Origin of the sequence: Streptomyces sp. JH14 (assembly GCF_029428675.1) — a bacterium.
Lineage (GTDB): Bacteria > Actinomycetota > Actinomycetes > Streptomycetales > Streptomycetaceae > Streptomyces.
Genome location: NZ_JAJNEL010000001.1, coordinates 1,346,253 through 1,368,481 on the forward strand (window position 1 = coordinate 1,346,253; position 22,229 = coordinate 1,368,481).

General features: G+C 71.5%; 21 protein-coding genes. 7 read left to right on the forward strand and 14 right to left on the reverse strand.

What is annotated here, in order from left to right; all coding sequences use genetic code 11:
- Positions 1-25 precede the first annotated feature (25 nt).
- From araD to LRD69_RS06090, 3 genes are read right to left on the reverse strand one after another with little or no spacing between them, the layout of a single operon-like run.
- The gene (gene araD / locus LRD69_RS06080; protein WP_277325519.1) at positions 26-1,762 is read right to left on the reverse strand and encodes an L-arabinonate dehydratase; all 1,737 of its coding nucleotides are present in this window, start codon (positions 1,760-1,762) and stop codon (positions 26-28) included.
- Positions 1,759-2,661, reverse strand: a complete 903-nt coding sequence (locus LRD69_RS06085; RefSeq protein WP_277329641.1) for a dihydrodipicolinate synthase family protein — start codon at positions 2,659-2,661, stop codon at positions 1,759-1,761. The genes araD and LRD69_RS06085 overlap by 4 nt, the downstream gene beginning before the upstream one ends.
- Positions 2,662-2,693: 32 nt before the next feature.
- Positions 2,694-3,353: a GntR family transcriptional regulator gene (locus LRD69_RS06090; RefSeq protein WP_277325520.1), complete on the reverse strand. Its 660-nt coding sequence runs from the start codon at positions 3,351-3,353 to the stop codon at positions 2,694-2,696.
- A 264-nt stretch (positions 3,354-3,617) separates the two neighbouring features.
- Between LRD69_RS06090 and LRD69_RS06095 the strand changes: the two genes are divergently transcribed.
- Together LRD69_RS06095 and LRD69_RS06100 are read left to right on the forward strand one after the other, a co-directional pair.
- Positions 3,618-4,181 carry a hypothetical protein gene (locus tag LRD69_RS06095; protein WP_277325521.1) on the forward strand — a complete coding sequence of 188 codons (564 nt, stop codon included), beginning with the start codon at positions 3,618-3,620 and terminating at the stop codon, positions 4,179-4,181.
- Positions 4,182-4,302: 121 nt separating this feature from the next.
- Entirely contained in the window at positions 4,303-5,535 is a 1,233-nt protein-coding gene (locus LRD69_RS06100; RefSeq protein WP_277325522.1) for an MFS transporter, read from the forward strand.
- On the opposite strand, the gene LRD69_RS06105 is transcribed toward LRD69_RS06100, so the two are convergent.
- Both LRD69_RS06105 and LRD69_RS06110 read right to left on the reverse strand, forming a co-directional pair.
- Positions 5,518-6,699, reverse strand: a complete 1,182-nt coding sequence (locus LRD69_RS06105) for a hypothetical protein (protein ID WP_277325523.1) — start codon at positions 6,697-6,699, stop codon at positions 5,518-5,520. The two genes, LRD69_RS06100 and LRD69_RS06105, sit on opposite strands and share 18 nt — an antisense overlap.
- Entirely contained in the window at positions 6,696-7,685 is a 990-nt protein-coding gene (locus tag LRD69_RS06110) for a 5-dehydro-4-deoxyglucarate dehydratase (RefSeq protein WP_277325524.1), read from the reverse strand. Before LRD69_RS06110 ends, LRD69_RS06105 begins: the two co-directional genes overlap by 4 nt.
- A 295-nt stretch (positions 7,686-7,980) precedes the next feature.
- On the opposite strand from LRD69_RS06110, the gene LRD69_RS06115 reads away from it, so the two are divergent.
- The 3 genes from LRD69_RS06115 to LRD69_RS06125 all read left to right on the forward strand — a co-directional run bounded on the left by LRD69_RS06115 (position 7,981) and on the right by LRD69_RS06125 (position 10,368).
- A complete protein-coding gene (locus tag LRD69_RS06115; RefSeq protein ID WP_277325525.1) occupies positions 7,981-8,790 on the forward strand; it encodes an NAD(P)-dependent oxidoreductase in 810 nt (269 codons plus the stop codon).
- 65 nt (positions 8,791-8,855) lie between these two features.
- Positions 8,856-9,089: a hypothetical protein gene (locus LRD69_RS06120; RefSeq protein ID WP_277325526.1), complete on the forward strand. Its 234-nt coding sequence runs from the start codon at positions 8,856-8,858 to the stop codon at positions 9,087-9,089.
- A 64-nt stretch (positions 9,090-9,153) separates the two neighbouring features.
- Positions 9,154-10,368 (forward strand): TerD family protein, encoded by a 1,215-nt coding sequence (locus tag LRD69_RS06125; protein ID WP_277325527.1) that lies wholly within the window; start codon positions 9,154-9,156, stop codon positions 10,366-10,368.
- A gap of 108 nt (positions 10,369-10,476) precedes the next feature.
- On the opposite strand, the gene LRD69_RS31030 is transcribed toward LRD69_RS06125, so the two are convergent.
- The 5 genes from LRD69_RS31030 to LRD69_RS06150 form a co-directional block, all read right to left on the reverse strand.
- A complete protein-coding gene (locus LRD69_RS31030) occupies positions 10,477-10,707 on the reverse strand; it encodes a hypothetical protein (RefSeq protein ID WP_014156926.1) in 231 nt (76 codons plus the stop codon).
- A 78-nt stretch (positions 10,708-10,785) separates the two neighbouring features.
- Positions 10,786-12,366: a TROVE domain-containing protein gene (locus tag LRD69_RS06135; RefSeq protein WP_277325528.1), complete on the reverse strand. Its 1,581-nt coding sequence runs from the start codon at positions 12,364-12,366 to the stop codon at positions 10,786-10,788.
- A 487-nt stretch (positions 12,367-12,853) separates the two neighbouring features.
- Entirely contained in the window at positions 12,854-14,320 is a 1,467-nt protein-coding gene (locus tag LRD69_RS06140) for an alkaline phosphatase PhoX (protein WP_277325529.1), read from the reverse strand.
- A 181-nt stretch (positions 14,321-14,501) separates the two neighbouring features.
- Positions 14,502-15,971, reverse strand: a complete 1,470-nt coding sequence (locus tag LRD69_RS06145; RefSeq protein WP_277325530.1) for a hypothetical protein — start codon at positions 15,969-15,971, stop codon at positions 14,502-14,504.
- Between the two features lie 354 nt (positions 15,972-16,325).
- A complete protein-coding gene (locus LRD69_RS06150; protein WP_277329642.1) occupies positions 16,326-16,937 on the reverse strand; it encodes a DUF4232 domain-containing protein in 612 nt (203 codons plus the stop codon).
- A 235-nt stretch (positions 16,938-17,172) separates the two neighbouring features.
- On the opposite strand from LRD69_RS06150, the gene dapA reads away from it, so the two are divergent.
- Complete coding sequence (gene dapA, locus LRD69_RS06155; protein WP_277325531.1) at positions 17,173-18,075, forward strand: 4-hydroxy-tetrahydrodipicolinate synthase; 903 nt, start codon at positions 17,173-17,175, stop codon at positions 18,073-18,075.
- On the opposite strand, the gene dapD is transcribed toward dapA, so the two are convergent.
- Positions 18,072-19,058 carry a 2,3,4,5-tetrahydropyridine-2,6-dicarboxylate N-succinyltransferase gene (gene dapD, locus LRD69_RS06160; RefSeq protein ID WP_277325532.1) on the reverse strand — a complete coding sequence of 329 codons (987 nt, stop codon included), beginning with the start codon at positions 19,056-19,058 and terminating at the stop codon, positions 18,072-18,074. The genes dapA and dapD overlap by 4 nt on opposite strands.
- 80 nt (positions 19,059-19,138) lie before the next feature.
- Entirely contained in the window at positions 19,139-20,365 is a 1,227-nt protein-coding gene (locus tag LRD69_RS06165; RefSeq protein ID WP_277325533.1) for an MFS transporter, read from the reverse strand.
- Positions 20,366-20,509: 144 nt separating this feature from the next.
- Between LRD69_RS06165 and LRD69_RS06170 the strand changes: the two genes are divergently transcribed.
- Complete coding sequence (locus LRD69_RS06170) at positions 20,510-21,379, forward strand: winged helix-turn-helix transcriptional regulator (RefSeq protein WP_277325535.1); 870 nt, start codon at positions 20,510-20,512, stop codon at positions 21,377-21,379.
- On the opposite strand, the gene LRD69_RS06175 is transcribed toward LRD69_RS06170, so the two are convergent.
- Both LRD69_RS06175 and LRD69_RS06180 read right to left on the reverse strand, forming a co-directional pair.
- Positions 21,369-21,905, reverse strand: coding sequence for a TetR family transcriptional regulator (locus LRD69_RS06175; RefSeq protein WP_277325536.1), 537 nt, complete (start codon positions 21,903-21,905; stop codon positions 21,369-21,371). The two genes, LRD69_RS06170 and LRD69_RS06175, sit on opposite strands and share 11 nt — an antisense overlap.
- Complete coding sequence (locus tag LRD69_RS06180) at positions 21,905-22,225, reverse strand: multidrug efflux SMR transporter (protein WP_277329643.1); 321 nt, start codon at positions 22,223-22,225, stop codon at positions 21,905-21,907. Before LRD69_RS06180 ends, LRD69_RS06175 begins: the two co-directional genes overlap by 1 nt.
- Positions 22,226-22,229 lie beyond the last annotated feature (4 nt).

Below are 22,229 nucleotides of genomic sequence, written 5' to 3' on the forward strand. Positions count from 1 at the left end.
GGGGCGCAGGAAATCCGGTGGGCGGTCAGCCCGCGTACGGTTCGGGCACTTCGCCCTGCCGTGCCAGGAAGGCGAAGTCGCAGCCCTGGTCGGCCTGGGTGATCTGGTCCTGGTAGAGCGCGCCGTAACCGCGCTGGTACCGGGCGGGCGGCGGCGTCCAGGCGGCCCGCCGCCGCGCCAACTCCTCGTCCGGCACGTCGAGATGGAGCAGCCGCGCTTCGACGTCCAGGGTGATCAGGTCACCGGTGCGGACGAGGGCGAGCGGTCCGCCGACGTACGACTCGGGCGCGATGTGCAGGACGCACGCCCCGTAACTGGTGCCGCTCATCCGGGCGTCGGAGAGCCGCACCATGTCCCGTACGCCCTGCTTCAGCAGATAGTCGGGGATCGGCAGCATGCCGTACTCGGGCATCCCGGGACCGCCCTTGGGGCCGGCGTTGCGCAGCACCAGCACATGGTCCGGCGTGAGGGCCAGGGCCGGGTCGTTGATGGTGCGCTGCATCTCCTGGTAGTTCTCGAAGACGACCGCGGGTCCGGTGTGCCGCAGCAGTTCCGGCTCGGCGGCGATGTGCTTGATCACCGCGCCGTCCGGGCAGAGGTTGCCGCGCAGGACCGCCACGCCGCCCTCCTCGGCAAGGGGGTTGTCGCGTCCCCGGATGACGTCGCGGTTGTGCACGAGTGCACCGTCGAGCTGCTCGCGCAGGGTGTCGTGCGAGACGGTGGGCCGGTCCAGGTGCAGTACATCGGTGAGCCCGGCCAGGAACCCGGGCAGCCCGCCGGCGAAGTGGAAGTCCTCCATCAGATACTTCCCGCCGGGGCGGAGGTTGGCGAGCACGGGGACGGTGCGGGCGATCCGGTCGAAGTCGTCGAGGCCGAGCTTCACCCCGGAACGGCCCGCCATGGCGATCAGGTGGATGACCGCGTTGGTGGAGCCGCCGAGCGCGAGAACGGTGGCGACCGCGTCCTCGTACGCCTCCGCCGTGAGGATCGACGACAGCTTCCGCTGCTGCCACACCAGCTCGACGATCCGCAGTCCGGACTGCGCCGCCATCCGGTCGTGCCCGGAGTCCACGGCCGGGATAGACGAGGCTCCCGGCACCGTGACACCGAGCGCCTCGGCCGCGGCCGTCAGGGTGGACGCCGTCCCCATCGTCATGCAGTGGCCGGGCGAGCGCGCGAGCCCGTTCTCCAGCTCGCCCATCTCGCAGTCGCCGATGAGCCCGGCCCGCTTGTCGTCCCAGTACTTCCACATGTCCGTGCCGGAGCCGAGGACCTCGTTGCGCCAGTGTCCCGGCAGCATCGGCCCGGCCGGCACGAAGACGGTCGGCAGGTCGACCGATGCGGCGCCCATCAAAAGCGCGGGCGTCGACTTGTCGCAGCCGCCCATCAGCACGGCGCCGTCGACCGGGTAGGAGCGCAGCAGCTCCTCCGTCTCCATCGCCAGCATGTTGCGGTAGAGCATCGGGGTCGGCTTCTGGAACGTCTCCGAGAGGGTGGAGACCGGGAATTCGAGCGGGAAGCCGCCCGCCTGCCAGACGCCCCGCTTGACCGCCTGCGCGCGGTCACGCAGATGGACATGACAGGGGTTGATGTCGGACCAGGTGTTGAGGATCGCGATGACCGGCTTGCCGAGGTGCTCCTCGGGGAGGTAGCCGAGCTGCCGGGTGCGGGCCCGGTGGCTGAACGACCGGAGCCCGTCCGTCCCGTACCACTGGTGACTGCGCAGCTCCTCGGAGCCGATCCTTCCGTCCTCGCGCGTCATATCGACCACCCGGCGACCTCGGCGGCGACCTCGGCGCGCTGCCCCTCGGGCAGCACCCGGCTGGGCGGGCGGACCTCGCGGCGGCAGAGACCGAGCGCGGCCAGGGCCTCCTTGACGACCGTCACGTTGTTGGCGGACTGCTGGTCGGCACGCAGCTCCTCGAAACGGCGGATCTGCTCCCAGACCTTCATCGCCGAGGAGTGGTCGCCGGCCCGCAGCGCCTCCAGCATGGCGAGCGAGACACCGGGGGCGACGTTGACGAGTCCGGAGGTGAAGCCGGTCGCCCCGGCGGAGAAGTAGGCGGGGGCGTACAGCTCGGCGAGGCCGGCGATCCAGACGAACCGGTCGAGGCCCGCGTCCCGGGCGAACGCGGCGAACCGCGCGGCGTCCGGCACCGCGTACTTCACGCCGATGACGTTGGGGCAGATTTCGGCGAGCTCGGCGAGGCGCTCCCCGCCGAGCTGCGGGTTGCGGATGTACGGGACGACACCGAGCCCGGGGACGGCCTCGGCGATGGCCCGGTGGTAGTCGACCCAGCCGTCCTGCGAGACGTACGGGTGCACGGGCTGGTGGACCATCACCATCTCGGCACCTGCGTCACGGGCGTGCTCGGCTGCGGCCACCGCGGTCGGTACGTCGTGCCCGACCCCGACCAGGATCGTGGCGCGTCCGCCCACCTCGTCGATGGTCAGCTCGGTGACGGTGCGCCGCTCCTCGGGGGTGAGCGCGTAGAACTCCCCGGTGTTGCCGTTCGGGGTGAGGATGCGTACGCCGCCGTCGAGGAGCCGCCGCAGCAGTCCGCGGTGAGCCGCCGTGTCGATGGTCCCGTCCTCGGCGAACGGGGTCACCGGGATCGCGACGACATCTGCGAGGGCCGCCTTCAGCGGGGTGAGGTCCATGCGGACAGGCCTTTCGTCGGTGTGCTGGTGGTTCATGCCCCGCCTTCCTCGGTCTGTGCTTCCTCGGGGAAGGCGCGGCGGACGAACGACGCGATGTGGTCGTGCAGGGCTCCGGCCGCGGCGTCCGCGTCGTCGGCGAGCGCGAGCCGCAGGATCTCCCGGTGCTCGGCCGCCTCCCGCTCCCAGGACGGGATGGTCGCCCAGGCGACGGTCGACACGAGTGCGGCCTGGTCGCGGACCTCGTCGAGCATCCGGGCCAGCAGCGGGTTGCCGCAGGGCAGGTACAGCGCCCGGTGGAAGTCCCGGTTGGCGAGCGACCGGTCGGCCTTGTCACCGGCCGAGTCGGCCCGCTCCAGGGCTTCCTGGGCCGCGTCGAGCGAGGCCCTGCGGGTGATGGAGCGACGCAGCGCCTCCGGCTCGAGGAGCAGTCGCACGTCGTACACCTCGCGGGCCATCGCCGCGTCGACCAGTCGCACGGTGACGCCCTTGTACTGGCTCATGACGACGAGGCCGGTACCGGCGAGGGTCTTGAGCGCCTCGCGCACCGGGGTCTTGGAGACCCCGAACTGTGCGGCGAGTTCGGTCTCGACGAGCGCCTGCCCCGGTCTCAGCTGCGCCGTGAGGATCGCGTGCTTGATCGCCTCCAGCACGTACTGGGTGCGGGACGGAATCGGGGTGGGCGCAAAGGTCATGGGTGAAGGGCTCTCGCATCTCGCGTATCGCGTCTCATATATGACGTACGAAGTACGACGCGTTGAAGCTAGAGGTGGTGCAAATGTTTCGTCAACGCTTCCGGCAAAAGAAGTTCCGGAGAATCACGCCCTTCGGCGGGCGACCGCCCCGAGACGTCTCCCGGCACGACAGGCCGGAGAAGATGCCGGGCATACGAACGGATAGGCTGATCGCCCCCGGGACCCCCGCCGGGACGCGACAGCCACCGAGGAGACCGTTGCCTGATGGCCCGCCAGATACCTTCCTGGGCAGCAGTGACGGGCCTCACCGCAGCCGCGCTCGCCGCCGTCACCGCGCTCGCCCTCCAGGCCGGCGGAGCCGCCCCGCAGACCGCCGCCACCGGCAGGCCGGCGGCCGGCCCCAGCCCGTCGGCCACCGCGGACGAGACTCCCGCCGCACCCCGGCCTCCCGCGGTCCCCGCGGACTCGGGCAACGGGAAGCGGGTGGTCTACTCACTGGGCCAGGACCGCGCCTGGCTGGTCGACGAGGCGGGCAAGGCGCTCGGCACGTTCCCGGTGTGGCCCGGCACGGTGGACCCCGCTCCGGGTGGCCACGCGGTCACCGGCCGCCTCCCCGGAACCACCGGAAGCGACGGCGTTCCCGTCGAGCACGTCGTCTACTTCGCGTTGTCCGGGACCACCACGATCGCCTTCTCGGCGGCGGTGGACAACTCCTCCCCGAAACCGGCCCCCGGACAGCGGCTCGGCGCCATACGCCTGCGGACCGAGGACGGCAAGCGGCTCTGGGACTTCGCCACCACCGGGACCCGGATCCACGTCGTGCGCTGAGCCCGGAGCGGTCGCCCCGGGCCGGCCGGACAGGGCATCTGCCCGATGCCCGGGTGCCTCCTTACTCGCCAGCATGAGTCGCATCCGCGGACATGCGGGCGGACGAGGTTCGGGGAGCGCGATGACAGGGTCGGCGGCGGGCAAGGTACTGAGGGACCGCGACGCAGGGCTGTATCTGGTGGCCGTCGTCGTCACGGGGTTCGGGACGTCGGCGATGTGGCTCACGTCCGGGATCTGGGTCAAGTCCCTGACCGGGTCGGACAGTCTGGCGGCGCTCGCCGTGTTCGCCATGTGGCTGCCCTCGCTGACCGGTCCCGCGCTCGGCGCCCTCGCCGACCGTATGCGCCGCAAACCTCTGCTGATCGGGGCGAACCTCACGATGGCGGGGCTGCTCACCACGCTGCTCGCGGTCGATTCGGCGGGCCGGATCTGGATCCTCTTCGCCGTTCTGGTCCTCTACGGGGCGAGCGGGGTCGTGATGGACGCGGCCGAGTCGGCACTCGTCGCGCACACCGTCGACACCCGGCTGCTCGGCGACTTCAACGGGCTCCGGATGACGGCGGCCGAGGGCACGAAACTTCTCGCCCCGCTGGCCGGCGCAGGGCTGTACGCCCGGTTCGGGGGCGGCGCGGTCGCGCTGCTCGACGCGGCGTCGTTCGCGCTGGCCGCCGGGGTCTGCGCGCTCCTGCGGGTGCGCGAACCGGCCCGGCCGCCCCGCACCGGCCTGCGGGACGGACCGGCTGCGGGGATCGGGCAGGTGTGGGCATCGCCGGTGCTGCGGCCGCTCGTGCTCACGGGCTCGGTGACGATGTTGTGCGCCGGCCTCAACGGCGCGGCGCTCTACGCCGTGGTGGACGGTCGGCTCGGGCACTCCCCCACGTACGCGGGCGTGCTGTACACGGCGCAGGGCGCCGGGTCGCTCACGATCGGGCTGCTGGCCGGTCCGTTGCTGCGGCGGCTGCCGGAGCGGGTGTTCACGGCGGCCGGGACCGGACTGTTCGCGGTGGCGGTCGGGGTGCGGGCGCTGCCGTACGACGCGGTGGCACTCGTCGCGAGCGCCGCCATCGGGGCCGGGCTGCCGTGTGTGCTGATCGCCGCGATGACGGCAGTGCAGCGGGAGACGCCGGACGCCGTGCTGGGCCGTACGGCGGCGGCCGCCAACTCGCTGATGATGGTGCCGAACGCGGTGGCCCTGGCGCTCGGCGCGGGGCTGATCGCGGTACTGGACATCCGGGTGCTGCTGCCGCTGACCGGCGCGGTGGGGCTGCTGACCGCGGCCTGGCTGGTCACGGACCGGTGGGGGCGGGCGCCTGCCGCCCCCACCGGTCCGGTTCCGTCATCGACCGAGACGTGACAGCGCTCCGGCGACCGTCCGCAGGTCCGGGCCGGAAGCCAGCCCGGCGTGGTACAGGCGCAGTTGGTCCGCGCCCAGCGAGGCCGCGTGCGCGGCGTCGTGCTCCAGCGTGGCGGGGCTGCCGCCCATGCCGGTGACCACGGTGAAGTTGGCGGCGAGCACCCGGTCGGACCGGCCGGCGAACGGCCCGAGGACCGCCTCGCGCGCCGCGTCACCACCGGTGCAGGGCAGCACCACACCGTCGGCCACGGACAGGATGTGCTGCGGGTCGACGCCCACGTTCGCACCCGTGCGGTACGGGGCGGGGTCGGCGTGCAGCAGCACCTGGAAGCCCTCCGCGGCCGCCGCCCGCACAGCGGCGACGGCGGACTCCTGGAGCGTGCGGGCCATCTTCCCGCGGAACTCCAGGGTGGCGGCGGCGAGATCGGCGCCGAGAAGCTTCTCGACACCCGTCCAGCCGGCCTCCGAGGAACCGGCCCCGGCCCAGACCGGCGCCAGAGCCGCGCGCACGGCGAGGACCAGATCATCGGCGTCCACGCCGTGCGCACCGTATCCGGCCCGGCAGTCGGGGCAGAAGCAGAGCGACATCAGGTACTGCGCCGCGTCCCCGAGACCGACGCCCGCGATCTTGTCGTGGGCGTGCAGATGCGCGAAGCCGTACCAGCCGCAGGACTCCAGCTCGGTGCCGCGCGTGCCGCCGCGCACCGCCGCCTCGCGCGCCAGCTCCACAAGGTAGGCGCGGACCGCGGGCTGAGCGATGCAGGGCGCCCAGGGGTACCGGTCGCCGTACGCGTTGACCACCGAGGTGTCCGGATGCTCCGCGCCCAGCCGGGAGTTGTGCGCGAGGACCACCCAGCTGTGCACCTCGAGACCGGCGTCGGCGAGCGCCTGCACGGCCTCGGCGTACGGATCGTCCGAGGCCACCCAGGACTGCTCGTACGGGCGCAGCTCATGCCCCGCCCACCGTCCGGCGTCCGGCGGGTACAGCACCGCGGCGTGCTCGGCGGTGACGATGCGGCGGCCGGGATGACGCGGGGTCAGCGCCCGGGTCGAATGGTAGGCGGCGGCGAGCGTCACCTGCTGGACACCGAGGTCCGCGACGCGGGCGGCCGCGTCCGGATCCCCGACGATGTCCCAGGGGTAGAGGAAGGCCGAGGTCTTCACCCGCGCTCCTGCGCCGCGGGCTCGTCGGAGGTGCTCTTCGTCTGCCCGTACTTCTCCAGCAGGGCGCGGCCGCGCTCGATGATCGCGGTCAGCTCCTCGATGTGCGCGGCGGCCGGCTCGCTGAGCGGGGTGCGGACCTCGCCGACCGGCTGGCCCTCCAGCCGGACGGCTGCCTTGACCAGAGAGACGGCGTAGCCGCGGCCCTTGGCCCGCAGTTCGACGAGCGGCCGGTAGAAGTGGTCGAGCAGCGCGTTGGCGAACTCGTCGTCGCCCGACTCCAGCGCCCGGTGGAAGGCGAGGGCGATGTCGGGAGCGAAGGCGAACACGGCGGAGGAGTAGAGCGTGACGCCGATGCCGCGGTAGGCCAGGCCGGTGAGCTCGGCGGTGGGCAGCCCGTTGAAGTACAGGAAGTCCTCGCCGGGCCGTTCGGTACGGACGGCGCTGACGATGCGCTGCATCAGATCGAGGTCGCCGTAGCCGTCCTTGAGACCGATGATGCCCGGTGTCCCGGCCAGGGCGACGACGGTCTCCGGGGTGAAGACGGCGTTGTCGCGCTGGTAGACGATCGTCTCGAGGGAGGTCGCGGCGGCCAGCGCCGTGTAGTGGGCAAGCAGCCCCTCCTGGTCCGCGAAGACCAGGTACGGGGGCATGGCGAGGAGCCCGTCCGCGCCCGCCTCCTCGGCGAGCTTCGCGTACTGGACCGCAAGAGCCGTGCCGTATCCGGCGCCCGCGACGACGGGAACCTCCCCGGCGGTCTCCTCGACCGCGGCGGCGACGACGAGCCGGAACTCCTCCGGCGTCAGCGCGTGGAACTCGCCCGTGCCGCAGCAGGCGAAGACGGCCGCCGCACCGGCGTCGATGCCGCTGCGCACGTGCGCGCGGAAGGCGCCGAGGTCGACGGCGCCGTCCGGTCCGTACGCGGTGACGGGGAAGAAGAGCGGCCCGGCGACATGGGTGAGTCGGGCGGCAAGGGGGGCTGAGGTCACGGGCGCTCCCTGAGCAGGTTCAGGCGTGCACAATTCTGATCGGTGTCCATATTTATGAACGACTCCAAGTTAAGGCAGCCGCGCGGCACAGGTCAAGGCGGGAATCCCCCGGCACGGCGACGGAGTTGGGCCGGAGTCCGGGCGGATCGGGAGCACAATCGACGCACCCCCCTCCCGCCGCACGCGCGACGGACGCACCACTTGACGCGCCACGCGCTTGCTTCCTAAGTTGTCCATGGATGTGAATGTCGTCCATGAACTTGATGTGTCGCGCATGTACCGAGGAGATCAGCGAATGCCCGCTCCCCGCACCGTCCTGCTCACCGGCGCCGCCGGCGGCCTCGGCACCCTGATGCGCGGCCTGCTGCCCGCGTACGGCTACGAACTCCGCCTCTTCGACCTCACCCCCATCGAGGGCGAGCCGGACGCGATCACGGCCGACCTGGGCGACAAGGAGGCACTGCGCGAGGCGGTGCGCGGCGTCGACGCGATCATCCACCTCGCGGGCATCTCGCTGGAAGCCTCCTTCGACAAAATTCTGCGGGCCAACATCGAGGGGACCTACAACCTCTACGAGGCCGCGCGCGAGGAGGGTGTCCGGCGCATCGTGTTCGCCTCCTCCAACCACGCCATCGGCTACACCCCGCGCCCGCTCCCGGGCGACCCGATGATCCCGATCGGCACACCGCGCCGCCCCGACACGTACTACGGCCTCTCCAAGGCGTTCGGCGAGGACCTCGCCCAGCTCTACTGGGACAAGCACGGCATCGAAACCGTGTCCGTACGCATCGGCTCCTGCTTCATGGAGCCGGCGTCCGTACGGATGCTGTCCGTCTGGATGAGCCCCGGCGACGGCGCCCGGCTCTTCCACGCGGCGCTCACCGCCGAGGAGGTCGGCCACACCGTGGTCTACGGCTCCTCCGACAACACCCGTCTGTGGTGGGACCTGACGACGGCCCGATCGCTCGGATACGAACCTCAGGACGACTCCGAGCAGTACGCGGAGAAGCTCGTCGCCGAACAGGGCGAACTCGACCCGGACAACCCGGACCACGCGAACATCGGTGGCCACTTCGTCACCAACCCGCCGATCTGGCCCTACTAGTCCGGAAACTCGCCGGTCCGGAAACTCGCGCGACGGCATCCGGTGCGGGCGGGCACCATACGGCCATGCCGAGACCTTCCGGATTCCAGTACGAGCAGCACGGCGACGCGAGCGTCACGATCACCCACCACGGCCGCCCTGCGGGCACTCTGCGCGGCGGCCGGGCGGAGAAGTTCCTGGCCGAAGCGGCGTCCGGCGACGCCCAGCTCGTCATGGCGCGCTGGACGGGCGCGTACAAGCACGGCAACGAACGCACCGCCCGCGACCACCCCCGCAACCGGGCACGCGGCGGACGCTGATCCGTACGGAGCAAGTCCGCGAAGGTAAGGGAACGGCAAAGCCGGGTCGTTCGTTACCCGGGACATGACCGCAATGACCCCCGGCTCGAACATCCCTCTCTCCGCCGCCCGCGTGGCGGTGGACGTCGCCGCCCCGGTGCGGCTCGACGTCTCGGGCCTGCTGCTCACCGCCGACGGCAAGGTACGCTCCGACGACGACTTCATCTTCTACAACCAGCCCGCGGGTCCCGGAGTGACCTACCGCTCCGGCGGCGGCACGGCTCCGGACGCGATCGTGGTGGACACCACGGCGGTGCCGCCCGGCATCGAGAAGATCGTCGTCACGGCCAGCCCGGACGCCGCGGGGCAGACCTTCCAGGGCATCGAACCCACCGCCACGGTGCGCAACGCGGACGACGGCAGCGTGCTCGCCACCTTCACCCCGCCGCGGCTGGGCGCCGAGACGGCGCTGGTGGTCATCGAGGTCTATCTCCGCAACGGCGCCTGGAAGGCCCGCGCGGTCGGCCAGGGCTACGCCAACGGGCTGGCGGGCATCGCCACGGACTTCGGTGTCTCGGTCGAGGAGGAGCCCGCCGCGCCGCCCGCCCCCGTCGCACCCCCGATGCCCGCCGCCGCACCCGTGGACCCGCGGATCGCCGCTCCCCCGGTCCCGGCAGCCCCGCCGGCCCCGCCCGCCGCCGCTCCGGCGCCCGCCGGCTCGGGAAAGATCAATCTCGACAAGGGCCGGGTCAGCCTCCAGAAGAACCAGACGGTGTCCCTGGTCAAGGGCGGCCGCCCGCTGCTCTCCCAGGTCAAGATGGGTCTCGGCTGGGAGCCCGCGTTCCGCGGCAAGGACATCGACCTCGACGCCTCGGTGATCGCCTACGGACCCAACCGCAATCACCTGGACAGCTGCTACTTCGGCAAGCTCTCGATCCTCAACGGCGCGATCAAGCACTCCGGCGACAACCTCACGGGCGAGGGCGCGGGGGACGACGAGGTGATCGTCGTGGACCTGGGCCGGATCCCCCCGGAGGCGACGGGGCTGGTCTTCACGGTGAACTCGTTCACCGGCCAGAAGTTCACCGAGGTCGCCAAGGCCTACTGCCGGCTGATCGACGCGGCCACCGGTGAGGAACTGGTCCGCTTCGACCTGACCGGCGCCGAGCCGCAGACCGGCGTGATGATGGCGAAGCTGATCAAGCAGTTCTCCGGCGAGTGGGAGATGACGGCGATGGGTGACTTCGTGAAGTCGCGCACCGTCCGCGGCATGGTCAAGCCCGCCGCCCAGGCGCTGTAGCCCGGGCGCCGCACCGCTCCGGGAACGGCTTCCGGGGCACCCGCTCGATGCGCGGGTGCCCCGGAAGGGGAGAGCGGGACGGGCGTACGCAGGCCCTCGCAGGCCCTCTCAGAGCTTGGTCAGCTTGGAGTACGGGCTCAGGATCCTCCCCTGTCGCCCCGAGAAGTCGATGAGCACTGCGTCGTTGTCGCCCTCGACAGCGAGGACTCGACCGAGTCCGAACTGGTCATGCGACACCCTGTCGCCCACATCGAAGCATTCGACCGGTGGGGCCGCCTGGGCCGGGCGGTTGAAGGGACTGGAAGGCAGGTGACGCCGGGATCCGGCTGACTGTTTCATTACGTTGAGTATGCGCCTCCGGGACGCCCGACGCCATGCCCGACCACTCCTGGGAGCCCACTGATGCCGGATTCGTAATCAGCGGTTCCAGGGCCAGTCGGCGTCCCGACCCGCCTCCAGCAGGGGCACCATGCGGAATGCGGCGTCCGAAAGACCCCCGAAGGTGTGGCGGTTCTCGCATCCGGACGAGGCGTGCCCGACCCGGTATCCGGCCAGATTCCAGGTGTACACGGGCACACGCGCGGGGACCGCCTCGGTGGCATCCCCGTAGTACGTGAAGGACGCCTGCTCGTCCGTGACGATCAGCACCCGGTCGTGGCCGCGGTAGTGCCGACGGACCGCCTCCGCGGTGTTGGTGCCGCCGAGACTGCCGAACCGGTCCAGGATCTTCAGCACGGACTCGCCCCTGCGAAAGGTCACCGGCGCGCTGTTCGTACCGAATTCCACCAGATCTGCATCGGCGGCCCGCAGAGCCAGCGCCGCACCGAAGATCGCGGCGGCGTCGGCCCGGTTCAGCTGCGACCGGTCCGAGAGCGGCGACCACATCGACCCCGAGCGGTCGACCAGGATCAGCGTGCGCCCGCGCAGCTCCGGAACATGCGCGAGGGAGTGGCCGAGCGCCTGCTCCAGCGGATACGCCCAGCGCAGCGACGGAGCGTGCCGGTACGCGGCGAGGTAGCGGAACGGGAACTGCCGCGATGCGGCGACCACGGCCGGATCGGAGATCTTCGCCGCCACCTGCGCGGCGACCTCGTCCGAGACACCCGCCGCATCGAAGTTCCGCAGATTGCGGACGAGTGCCATCGCCCCCATCGAGGGTATGACCGCCTCCCATGCCGCGGCGTCCATCGGACCCTGAAGCCAGCCCGCGAGGGCCTCCCAGGTCATGCCGGCCGCGGCCAGCCGGTCCGCCCCGCCGGGTGCGGTGACCACGGCCCGCCGCTCCTCGACCGGCAGCTCCATCAGCGCCCGGTGGGCGGTGAGGGTGCGGTTCGAGGCCGGCGGCACCGCCGCGTCCGGGTGATGCCGGCGGTCGAGGGCGTAGCGGAACAGCTCTCCCTGCCAGGTCTTCTCCGGGTCGGGCGCGGCGTGCACCAGGTTCAGGATGTCGCCGAAGCGGTAGCCCTTGGACACGGTGTCGTACTTCAGCAGCGAGTTGCCGTTGTAGAGGCGGCGCACGGCGTCCGCTATCCCGCGCTTGACGGGCTTGGACACGCTGCGGCCGTACTGCGAGGTCCAGTACCCCAGCAGCTCACCCGGCTCGTCGGCGCGCAGCAGGACGGAGTCGACGACCTGCCGGTTGGACGGTCCGTCCTCGGCACCCGCGTCGAGCCGGGCCTTCACGTACTCGGCGGCGCCGACGATCGCCGCGGTACGCATCCCGCCGTCGCGGCGCAGCCATCCCAGCAGCCCGGCGGTCCAGTCGGGGTCGCCCACCGCAAGGATGCGCACCAGCGTGGCGAATCGGCTGTCGCGCTGCTCGGCATTCTCGTAAAAGGTCTGCTGCGAGACGAAATTGGCGACAGCAAGCAGGAAAAGTTCCGAACGGTTGTCCCGGAGATATCCTCGGCCACCCTGACCGGTGAGTGTGGTGCGCCCGGTCGACTTCACGGGCGATGTCGCTTTTGCCTTGACGATGCGGGTGTTGAAGCGTGCCATGCTGAATTCCCCCGAATTCGTTGGGGGAAGACACAGCGCATGAGTGCCCGAGATCAGGAGTCGGCGACGGGCTTGCCTGATGCTCTGCCCATTGAGCTACCGGCCGTGGCCGGGCGGGACTCGAACCCGCAACCGTCAGATCCGAGAAGTATCCGTCACCTGCGCACCGGGCACCCGATGCTGTGCCTCCCGAGATCAAGGTCGGCGACGGCAGAACTTGTTTCGAAGAAGTAGCCGTAACCTGCGCACCGGGAGGTGCGTGCAATTTCTTGAAGCTGTACGTGCCCAGAGATCACAGTCGGCGGAACCGACGAAGGTGCTCTACCCACTGAGCTACACCGGCTCGAAAGCCGATGGCGGGACTCGAACCCGCGACATCCCCATGAAGAGTGGAAGTAGGTCCTGCCTGCGCACCTGGGCACAGACAGGACCCTAGAAGACCGGACTCCGGACGCGCGACGGGTTTTCCGCGCGTCCGGACGGTGCGTCAGTGCCGGTTCGGCTGGCGCTTCCACGGGCCGGTGATGGCGAGCATGATGCCGGGCGTCTGGATGTTGGCGAACAGCGTCTTCCCGTCGGGCGAGAAGGTGACTCCGGTGAACTCGCTGTACTCCGGCTCCTCGGCCGTGCCCGCGTTCAGCTCGTTGCGCGCGATCGGGTACGTGCGGCCGCTCTCCGTGGCCCCGAAGAGGTGCTGGACGCCCTCGCCGTCCTCGGCGATGACCAGACCGCCGTACGGCGAGACGGTGATGTTGTCCGGGCCGTCGAAGGCACCGTCCTTCGACGGGTCGGCGTTGACGCCGAGAAGCACCTTCAGCGTCAGCGTGCGGCGCTTCGGGTCGTAGAACCAGACCTGGCCGTCGTGCTGGACGGGGCTCTCCTCGCGGGCGAACGAGGAGACGATGTAGACGCCGCCGTCGCCCCACCACATGCCTTCGAGCTTGCGGGCGCGGGTGACGTCCTGGTCGCCGAACTGCTTGCGCACGGAGACGGTCTTGGCGTCACGGTCGACGACGTCGACCCAGTCCACGCCGTACACCGTGCCGATCTTCGTGGCGCGGGACAGGTCGTCGACGAACTTGCCACTGCTGTCGAAGCACTTGGTGGCCTGCAGGACACCGGCGTCGTCGGCGAGCGTGCGGAGCTTGCCGCGGCCGTGCTTGAAGCCGTGCGGCGGAACCCAGCGGTAGAGCAGTCCGTTGGGGCCGGCCGCGTCCTCGGTCAGGTAGGCGTGGCCGAGCTTGGGGTCGATGACGACGGCCTCGTGGGCGTACCGCCCGAACGCCTTGATCGGGCGCGGGTCGCGGTTGGCGCGCTTGTCGTACGGGTCGACCTCAAAGACGTAGCCGTGGTCCTTGAGCAGACCGTTCTTGCCGGCCTTGTCCTCGGTCTCCTCACAGGTGAGCCAGGTGTTCCACGGGGTGGCGCCGCCGGCGCAGTTGGTGGACGTGCCGGCGATGCCGACCCACTCGGCGGTGCGGCCGTCGCGGCGGGTCTCGACGACGGTGCAGCCACCGGCGGCGATCGGGTCGTAGACGAGGCCCTCGGTGAGCGGGACGGGGTGCTCCCAGCCGGCCCGGGTACCGCTCAGCTCGTGGTTGTTCACGAGCAGAGTGACGCCGCGCGGGCCCTCGAAAGCGGCCGTGCCGTCGTGGTTGGAGGGGGTGGACTCGCCGGACTCCAGTGTGGTGACACCGCTGTGCGTGATGATGCGGTACGAGAATCCGGCGGGCAGCGCGAGTATGCCCTTCGGGTCGGAGACGAGCGGCCCGTAGCCGGGCTCGTCGCTGTGACCGTGCCCGTGGTCACCGTGGTGGTCGTCGTGGCCGTGGCCGGACTCCTGCGCGGCGAGGGCACCAGGGGCGGTGGCCAGCGCGGCGACGGTACCGGTCAGGGCAATGCCGGCGCCGGTGAGGGCGGACTGCTTGGTGAATTCCCTGCGCGTGAAGGGCATCACGAAACTCCTGGAGCTTCTCGGACGGGTGTTTGCGGCCTCACGCTCCCGTCCCTGCACCAACACCAGTTGAACTCCGGGCGACTTCGAGCGGCATCCTTCCTGTGAACCTTCACAGAGTTGCTACCGCCGCTGCCGCCCGGCTGCCCGCAGGGCCCGCAGGACTGCCCGGCAGCCCCGCTCAGCCGCCCGAGCGCGACCGCGCCTTGAACGCCGCCTTCCGCGCTTCCTTCGCCTTGCTCTTGTCGCTGTGCAGCCGCCCCATCGCTTCCAGGACGTCCGCCGTCGCCGGGTGGGCCACGCGCCACGCCTCGTCGAAGAACCCGCTGTGCTGGCCGGCGAGTCCCTCGACCAGCCCCTGGAGTTCGTCGAGGTCGCCGTCCGCCTCCAGTTGGGCGGCGATCGTGTCGATGGCCAGCCAGAAGATCATCGACTCCGGCGGCGGGGGCACGTCCGCCGCGCCGCGCTCCGCGAGCCAGACCCGGGCGAGGCCGCCCAGCTGTGCGTCGTCGAGCACCGTGCGGACCGCGGGTTCCGCCTCGGCGCCGACCAGGGCGAGCGCCTGCTGGCAGTGCAGCCGGCGCAGCGGGGCCTGCTGGTCCGCGCCGCGTGCCGCGTCCAGCAGTTCGGCCGCGGCCCCGTCGCCCCCGCGCCGGGCGAGCCACTGCTCGACCTCGCTGCGGGCCGCCGCCTCGGGGTAGTACGCGATGCCGCCGAGAAGCGCGTCCGCGCCCTTGTCCACGAGGTCACCGACGGCGGGGGCGTCGACACCGGCTTCCAGCATCCGGGCCCGGATGCCATACAGGCCGAGGGGGGTCAGCCTCACCATGCCGTACCGGCTGACGTCCTCGTCGTCGGCGGGCGGCCTGTCCCCCACGCCCTCCGCGCCCTGCTCCGCCTCCTCGACGAGCAGCGCCTCGTCCACCGGACGGTAGGAGACGAGCCCGATCGGTTCGAGAAGCCGGAACTGGTCGTCGAGACGCATCATCGCTTCCGACACCTGCTCCAGGATGTCGTCGGTGGGCTCGCCCATGTCGTCGGGCACGATCACCGATGCGGCGAGCGCCGGCAGCGGTACGGGTGCCTCACCGCCGTCGCCGACCGTGAGCAGATAGAGGTTGCCGAGCACGCCGTCGAGGAAATCGGCTTCCGCCTCCGGGTCCCAGTCGAGGGCGTCGAGGTCGATCGCGCCGTCCTCGCCGATGAGATCGGCGAAGTCGTCGAAGACGGGTGCGGTGGCGTCGGCGTGCACGGCTTCCAGGCCGTCGAGCCAGATCGCGAGGACGTCCTGCGGGGAGCCGCCGGTCAGCAGCCGCAGGTTCTCGCCCGCGGTGACGGTCCCTTCGGCGTCGTCCCCGGCCTCGTCCGCGTCCGGGTCGTGCACGTCGAGGAGCCCGGTGTCGACCGCGAGCCGCCATGCCTCGCTGGCCTCGGCCGCGCCGTCCTCGTCCCCGGTCAGCCCGAGGTGTTCGGCCGCCTCGGGCAGCTGCGCATCGACGAGCTCGCCGCCGGCGCCGACCCGGGTCCCCGGTCCGGCCCAGCGGGCGAGCCGGACGGCACGGGCGAGCAGCGGCGCGGCGAGCGCGTCCCGTGCCAGCTCCGCCTCGGTGTGCAGCCGTACCGGCGGCAGGGTGGGGCGCTCTGCGGACATCAGGATTCTCCTCGGGCGTACGGCGGTCAGTCCGGCCGCTCAAGCGTAGACGCATTTCGCCCGGTGCCACCTGGTTCGCGCGACGGACGACGTCCCGCCGCGCGGCAGACCTCGGCAACTCCCATGCACATCCGTGGGGTTGATGCGCATCCGCCGCTCGTCCCGCTCACACACCCGCCCGCGGACGGAGCGCGGGCGTGCAGTGGTGCACGCCGCCGCCGGTCACCCCCGGACACGGCCGCACCCGTTCCCCCTGCGACGTCCTCGACCTTGCTCCGCCGCAGGGACGGTGAGCGCGTCGACGTATGCCCGCGCACTCACCCGGCAGCCTTCGCCCGAGGCGCTACCGGGGCGCTACCGGGGCGGATCGGGGCGCCAGGCGGTCATGTTCAGCTCGTCGAGCAGCCGCACGTCGCTCCCCTCCAGGGGGAACGTGCGCGCCTCCAGCCCCGGGGCCGGCGCGATCTCCAGTGCGTCGCCCTCGATGAGGTCGCCGCCGGTCGGGGTGGACACCCAGGCGAGCAGCGCGGTGAGCGTCTTCCCCGGCTTCAGCATGACCTCCTTCGGCCCCCGGTCGGTCCCCATGTACGACGAGGCCGGGTTCACCGGGACCGGCAGCGGTTCGCCCTGGTCGTCCAGAGCGCGTACGGACGGGTAGCCGTTCACCCGGAACGGCTTCGTGCCGCAGTTGGTGAGGGTGAGCGACACGGCCCGGTGGCCGAGCGCCGCCTGCACCTCGCCCATGTCCACGACGACGCCGGAGGACGGGCAGGCGCCGGTGGCGACCGCGCCCGGAGTGGGCCTGGCACTGGGGGTGCGTCCCGCGGGGGGCCGGCCGGACGGCGTGGGAAGGCCGGACAGATCCAGCTCGTCCGCGTGCACGCCCAGTGAGTACGACCCGCTCGGTGTCGGCTCCGGCTCCCCCTCGCCCGCCGGTACGAGAAATCCGGCGCATCCCGACAGCATCAGGGTCAGCGCCCCGGCCAGGCAGGCGCCCGCCGCCCCCCGCCGCGCTCCGGTACCCGCTCCCGCACCCACCGGTCCCCGCATGATCGTGCACCCGCCCCCGTGTCGGCCCGCCGCATGGTTGTTCGATCATGCCAGAGGGCTTGCCTCCCCCATCGATCATTGAGCATTCGTTGACCTTCACCTCAAGAAAATCTAAGTGGACCTTCACGGTCGGCGGGCGGACACTTCGGACATGACAGCCCATGAAGTCCTCACAGCCCCCACCGCCCCCTTCGGCCGCGCTCTCTGCGCCATGATCACGCCGTTCACCGCCGGCGGCGAGCTGGACCTGGACGCCGCCGGGAAGCATGCCGCCGGTCTCGTCGCCGACGGCTGCGACGGTCTGGTGCTCAGCGGCACCACCGGCGAGTCCCCGACGACCACCGACGCCGAGAAGACCGCGCTGCTGCGCGCGGTCCGGGAGGCGGTCGGCGACGGGGTGCCACTGGTCGCCGGGGTCGGCAGTGCGGACACCCGGCACACCGTGGAGCTGGCCCGGCAGGCCGAACGGGCGGGTGCGGACGGCCTGTTGGTCGTGACCCCGTACTACAGCAGGCCGCCGCAGGCCGCCGTCGAGGCACACTTCCGGCGCGTCGCCGACGCGACCGGTGTTCCGCTGATGCTGTACGACATCCCCGGCCGCACCGGCACCCGGATCGAGCCCGCCACCCTGCTCCGGCTCGCCGGGCACCCGCACATCGTGGCGGTGAAGGACTGCGCGTACGACCTGCTCGGCTCGACGAAGGTGATCGGCGCGACCTCGCTCGCGTACTACTCGGGCTGCGAGGAGCTGAACCTGCCGCTGTACGCGGTGGGCGCGGCAGGCTATGTCAGCACGGTCGCGAATGTGGCGCCCCGGCAACTGCGGGCGGTCCTGGACGCGTTCGACGCCGGGGACACCGCCGGCGCCGCCCGGCTCAATCGGCTGACCCTGCCGCTGGCCGAGTTGATGATGGCGTCGGGCCTGCCCGGCACCGTGACGGCCAAGGCGCTGCTCGGCGCCGGACCGGTTCGCGAACCACTGCAGCCCGCCGGGCGCGAGGCGACCGACGGGCTGCGGAGGGCGTACGAGGAACTCCTCGCCGCTACACGTTAGTTGTGGCTGTGCAGGATTTCGTTGAGGCCGTCCCACACCGCGTTGTTCGGACGGGCCTCGACGGCGCCGGTGACCGAGTTGCGGCGGAAGAGGATGTTCGAGGCACCGGAGAGTTCCCGCGCCTTGACGATCTGGCCGTCCGGCAGCGTGACCCGCGTGCCGGCGGTGACGTACAGGCCGGCCTCGACGACGCACTCGTCGCCGAGCGCGATCCCGACGCCCGCCTCGGCACCGATCAGGCAGCGCTCACCGATGACGATGCGCTCCTTGCCGCCGCCGGAAAGGGTGCCCATCGTGGAGGCGCCGCCACCGATGTCGGAGCCGTCGCCGACGACGACGCCCGCGGAGATACGGCCCTCGACCATCGATGTGCCGAGCGTGCCGGCGTTGAAGTTGACGAAGCCCTCGTGCATGACGGTCGTACCGGCGGCGAGGTGCGCACCGAGCCTGACCCGGTCGGCGTCGGCGATACGGACGCCCTTCGGCGCGACGTAGTCCGTCATCCGGGGGAACTTGTCGACGGAGCCGACCTGGAGGTGCAGGCCGTCGGCGCGGGCGTTCAGCCGCACCTTCTCGAGATCGTCGACGGCGACCGGACCGAGAGACGTCCAGGCGACGTTGGCGAGGAGGCCGAAGAGGCCGTCCAGGTTCTGGCCGTGCGGCTGCACGAGGCGGTGGGAGAGGAGGTGCAGACGCAGGTACGCGTCGTGCGCGTCGAGGGGCTTGTCGTCGAGCGAGGCGATGACCGTACGGACGGCGACGACCTCGACTCCGCGACGGGCGTCCACACCGATGGCCTTGGCCGCGCCCTCGCCGAGGAGGTTCACGGCGCGGTCGGGGGTGAGCCGCTCGGTTCCGGCCGGGCCGGGCTCGGCGCTGAGCTCGGGGGCGGGGAACCAGGTGTCGAGAACGGAACCGTCGCCGGCGATGGTGGCGAGGCCGGCGGCGACGGCGCCGGTGGTGCGGGAAGTCGTGTCGGTCATGACACAGAACCTAACCGGCCGGGCACCGCCGGAGCCAACCGGTCCCGCCGGATGGTCGCGGCGCGGCCCCGCCCGCCCGGTCAGCCGGACTGTGCCTGCCGTTCGGGCGCCGGAGCCGGCGCGGGGACCACCGCGCGCACCGGCCCCCGCAGCCGCCGCGCCGCCAGCACGGCCGCCCCCGCACCGCCCGCCAGGACCGCGCACACCGGCCAGAGCAGCCCGGGCGCCGCGGCATAGAGCGCGCCGCCCAACGGTGGCGCCAGCACCTGCCCGCTGATGGAGGCACCCCCGTACAGGCTCTGGAAGCGGCCCTGCGCATGGGCGGGCGCCTGGTCGGCGACGTAGGCCGTGGCGGTGGTCTTGTAGAGGATCTCGCCCGCGGTCACCGACGCCATCATGGTGACGGCGAACATGGCCCCGGCCCCCGGGACCAGCGCGGCGAATCCCAGTCCCACCAGCAGCAGACCGGAACCGACGATGCTCAGCGGCGCCCGCCGGCGCAGCGCATGCGTCACGGGGAGCTCGAGACAGAGGATGACGCCGCCGTTGATGGCGAGCAGCCAGCCGTAGAACTGGGTGCTGCGGCCATGATCGGCGAGGAAGACGGGCAGGGTCGTGTACTGCTGCCGGTAGACGAGGTCGACACAGAGGATCGCGGCGAGCAGGACCAGGACGGCGGGCCTGGCCCGCAGCTCCCGCCGAAGACCGGGCGCGTCGGGGTCACGCGGCGGCCCGGTGTGTGCGGCGCCGCGCGCCGGGAGCACCTTCGATGCGTATGCGGCGAAGAGCAGCGTCCCGAGGCCGTCGACGACGAACAGCCAGTCGTACGAGAAACGGGCGGCGACCAGTGCGCCGAGCGGCGGGCCGATGGTGAAGCCCGCGTTGCTCCCGGCACGCATCAGGGCGAAGCTCTGGCGCCGGCTGCCCTCGGGGACGGTGACGGCGACGAGCGCGGCGTTGGCAGCGCGTACGACGCCCGCCGCGTACTGCGCGATCGGCAGCACCCCGTACATCGCCGCGATCGGCAGGACCGGCAGGGTGACGAGCGCCGAACCGCTGACCAGCGCGCCGGTCAGGAGCATCCGGCGGTGGCCGTAGTGATCACCGAACCAGCCGCCGGTGAAGTTTCCGGCGACGAGACCGATGCCGCCGATGCCGGCGATGACTCCGGCCTGCGGGACGGTCAGTCCGCGTACTGCGGTCAGATAGACGAAGAGGTAGACGAAGGTGAAGCTGACCACTTGGTTGAGAAAGGCACCCAACGCCATCAGCCGCACGGTCCGCGGCACATCCCGCAGCATCCTCATCCGCAGCACCCTCCCCTAGTGAGTTCCTTTTGGGAACTGACTATGGCAGCATGACTTCCGCGGGTCAATGAATGAGTCATCGGGCCATGCCCCCTCCCGAAGGAGACATGACCTGCCTCGGAAGAGAACGGAAAAGACGAAGCAATGGCGCAGCGCACCCGCCTGGCCGACGCCGACTGCGCGATCGCCCAGGCCCTCGATGTCGTGGGCGACTGGTGGACCCTGCTGATCGTGCGGGACACCGCGCGCGGAGTGCACCGCTTCGACGCGCTCCAGCAGGAGCTGGGCGTGTCCCGCAAGGTGCTCACCGAGCGGCTGCGGCTGCTGGTCGAGGCGGACGTGCTGTCCCGGGAGCCGTACCAGGACCGCCCGGTCCGGTACGAGTACCGGCTCACCCCGCGCGGCCGCGCGCTGCTGCCCGCACTGATCGCGCTCCAGGACTGGGGCGACACCTGGGTGTTGGGAGACGGAGAGAAGATGGCGACGGCCGCGGAGGCGTCAAGGGAGGCGGAGCGGGTACGGGCCCTGGTGGGCACGCGCCTGCCCGAGCTGCAACTCCTCGACTACGACGGTGTGTTGCGTGACCCGGTGGCCGACACCCCGTACACCGTCCTGTACTGCTTCCCGAGCGCGTACGCCCGCCGGGACGCCTATCCGCCGGGCTGGGCGGAGATCCCGGGCGCGCGTGGCTGCACCCTCGAATCCTGTACGTACCGCGACCAGCTGGCCGAGTTCACGGCAGTGGGGGCGAGCGTGCGCGGTGTCTCCACCCAACGGCCCGATGAACAGCGGGCGTTCGCCGACGCGGAGGGGTTGCGCTTCCCGCTGCTGTCCGACGCGGAGCTGGAGCTGACCGCGGCGCTGCGACTGCCGACGTTCCGGGCGGCGGGGGTCAGCCGGCTGAAGCGGCTGACTCTGGTGGTGGACCGGGACCGGACCGTGCGCGAGGCGCTGTATCCGATCACGGACATCGAGGCGAGCGTGCAGGCGGCGCTGGCGGCGGTCAGCCGATGATCCGCGCCAGCATCTCCCGTGTGTACGCCACGTCGTAACTCCCCCCGGTCAGCAGCACCTGCAGACAGATCCCGTCCATCAGCGCGATCAGCGCCCGCGCGGTGGCCGGGTCGGTGCGCCCGGCCAGCAGCTCGGCGGTGACGTCCGTCCACTCGGCGGCGACGGGCTGCAGCACGGGCCGGCGCAGCGCCGCGAGATAGAGCTCGTACTCCAGCTCCAGGCGCCCGCGCCCGCCGGAGAACCACTCCCCCAGCAGACGGGCCAGCGCCTCGGCGAGGTCCGCGTCCGGGGCGAGGAGGGCCTCGCTCTCCCGTATGGCCCGGGAGAAGTTCTCGTTCGAGCGGCGCAGCGCGGCGACCAGCAGCTCGTCGAGGGAGGCGAAGTGATACGTCGTCGAGCCGAGCGGCACATCGGCCTCGGCGGCGACGGAGCGGTGGCTGAGCCCCGCGATGCCCCTGGCGCCGACGACCCGGATCGCCGCATCGATGATGCGGTCGCGTCGCTCCGGGTCGTAACGGCGGGCCATCAGTGCGCTCCGCCCGCGTTGAGCACCACCACGCCGGCGATGATCAGCGCGATGCCCAGCACCTTGGCAGGGCTTCCGGATTCGCCCATGAAGAGCACCCCAATGGCGGCGACCGCCGCCGTGCCGATCCCGGCCCAGATGGCGTAGGCGGTACCCATGGACAGCGTCTTCAGCGTCTGCGCGAGGAGCGAGAAGGCGAGCAGATAGCCGAGGACGGTGATGAGCGAGGGCCAGAGCCGGGTGAAGCCCTCGCTGTACTTCATTGCCGTCGTCCCGGCCACCTCTGCTGCTATGGCCGCGGCCAGCAGTCCGTATCCCATGTGT

Coding starts and splice junctions, on each gene's coding strand:
- LRD69_RS06125 (WP_277325527.1), top strand. CDS start 9,154: ATGACCGCAATGACCCCCGGCTCGAACATCCCTCTCTCCGCCGCCCGC.
- LRD69_RS06170 (WP_277325535.1), top strand. CDS start 20,510: ATGGCGCAGCGCACCCGCCTGGCCGACGCCGACTGCGCGATCGCCCAG.
- LRD69_RS06090 (WP_277325520.1), bottom strand. CDS start 3,353: ATGACCTTTGCGCCCACCCCGATTCCGTCCCGCACCCAGTACGTGCTG.
- LRD69_RS06095 (WP_277325521.1), top strand. CDS start 3,618: ATGGCCCGCCAGATACCTTCCTGGGCAGCAGTGACGGGCCTCACCGCA.
- araD (WP_277325519.1), bottom strand. CDS start 1,762: ATGACGCGCGAGGACGGAAGGATCGGCTCCGAGGAGCTGCGCAGTCAC.
- LRD69_RS06165 (WP_277325533.1), bottom strand. CDS start 20,365: ATGAGGATGCTGCGGGATGTGCCGCGGACCGTGCGGCTGATGGCGTTG.
- LRD69_RS06120 (WP_277325526.1), top strand. CDS start 8,856: ATGCCGAGACCTTCCGGATTCCAGTACGAGCAGCACGGCGACGCGAGC.
- LRD69_RS06135 (WP_277325528.1), bottom strand. CDS start 12,366: ATGGCACGCTTCAACACCCGCATCGTCAAGGCAAAAGCGACATCGCCC.
- LRD69_RS06140 (WP_277325529.1), bottom strand. CDS start 14,320: ATGCCCTTCACGCGCAGGGAATTCACCAAGCAGTCCGCCCTCACCGGC.
- LRD69_RS06150 (WP_277329642.1), bottom strand. CDS start 16,937: ATGCTGTCGGGATGCGCCGGATTTCTCGTACCGGCGGGCGAGGGGGAG.
- LRD69_RS06175 (WP_277325536.1), bottom strand. CDS start 21,905: ATGGCCCGCCGTTACGACCCGGAGCGACGCGACCGCATCATCGATGCG.
- LRD69_RS31030 (WP_014156926.1), bottom strand. CDS start 10,707: ATGAAACAGTCAGCCGGATCCCGGCGTCACCTGCCTTCCAGTCCCTTC.
- dapA (WP_277325531.1), top strand. CDS start 17,173: ATGACAGCCCATGAAGTCCTCACAGCCCCCACCGCCCCCTTCGGCCGC.
- LRD69_RS06180 (WP_277329643.1), bottom strand. CDS start 22,225: ATGGGATACGGACTGCTGGCCGCGGCCATAGCAGCAGAGGTGGCCGGG.
- LRD69_RS06145 (WP_277325530.1), bottom strand. CDS start 15,971: ATGTCCGCAGAGCGCCCCACCCTGCCGCCGGTACGGCTGCACACCGAG.
- LRD69_RS06085 (WP_277329641.1), bottom strand. CDS start 2,661: ATGGACCTCACCCCGCTGAAGGCGGCCCTCGCAGATGTCGTCGCGATC.
- dapD (WP_277325532.1), bottom strand. CDS start 19,058: ATGACCGACACGACTTCCCGCACCACCGGCGCCGTCGCCGCCGGCCTC.
- LRD69_RS06115 (WP_277325525.1), top strand. CDS start 7,981: ATGCCCGCTCCCCGCACCGTCCTGCTCACCGGCGCCGCCGGCGGCCTC.
- LRD69_RS06100 (WP_277325522.1), top strand. CDS start 4,303: ATGACAGGGTCGGCGGCGGGCAAGGTACTGAGGGACCGCGACGCAGGG.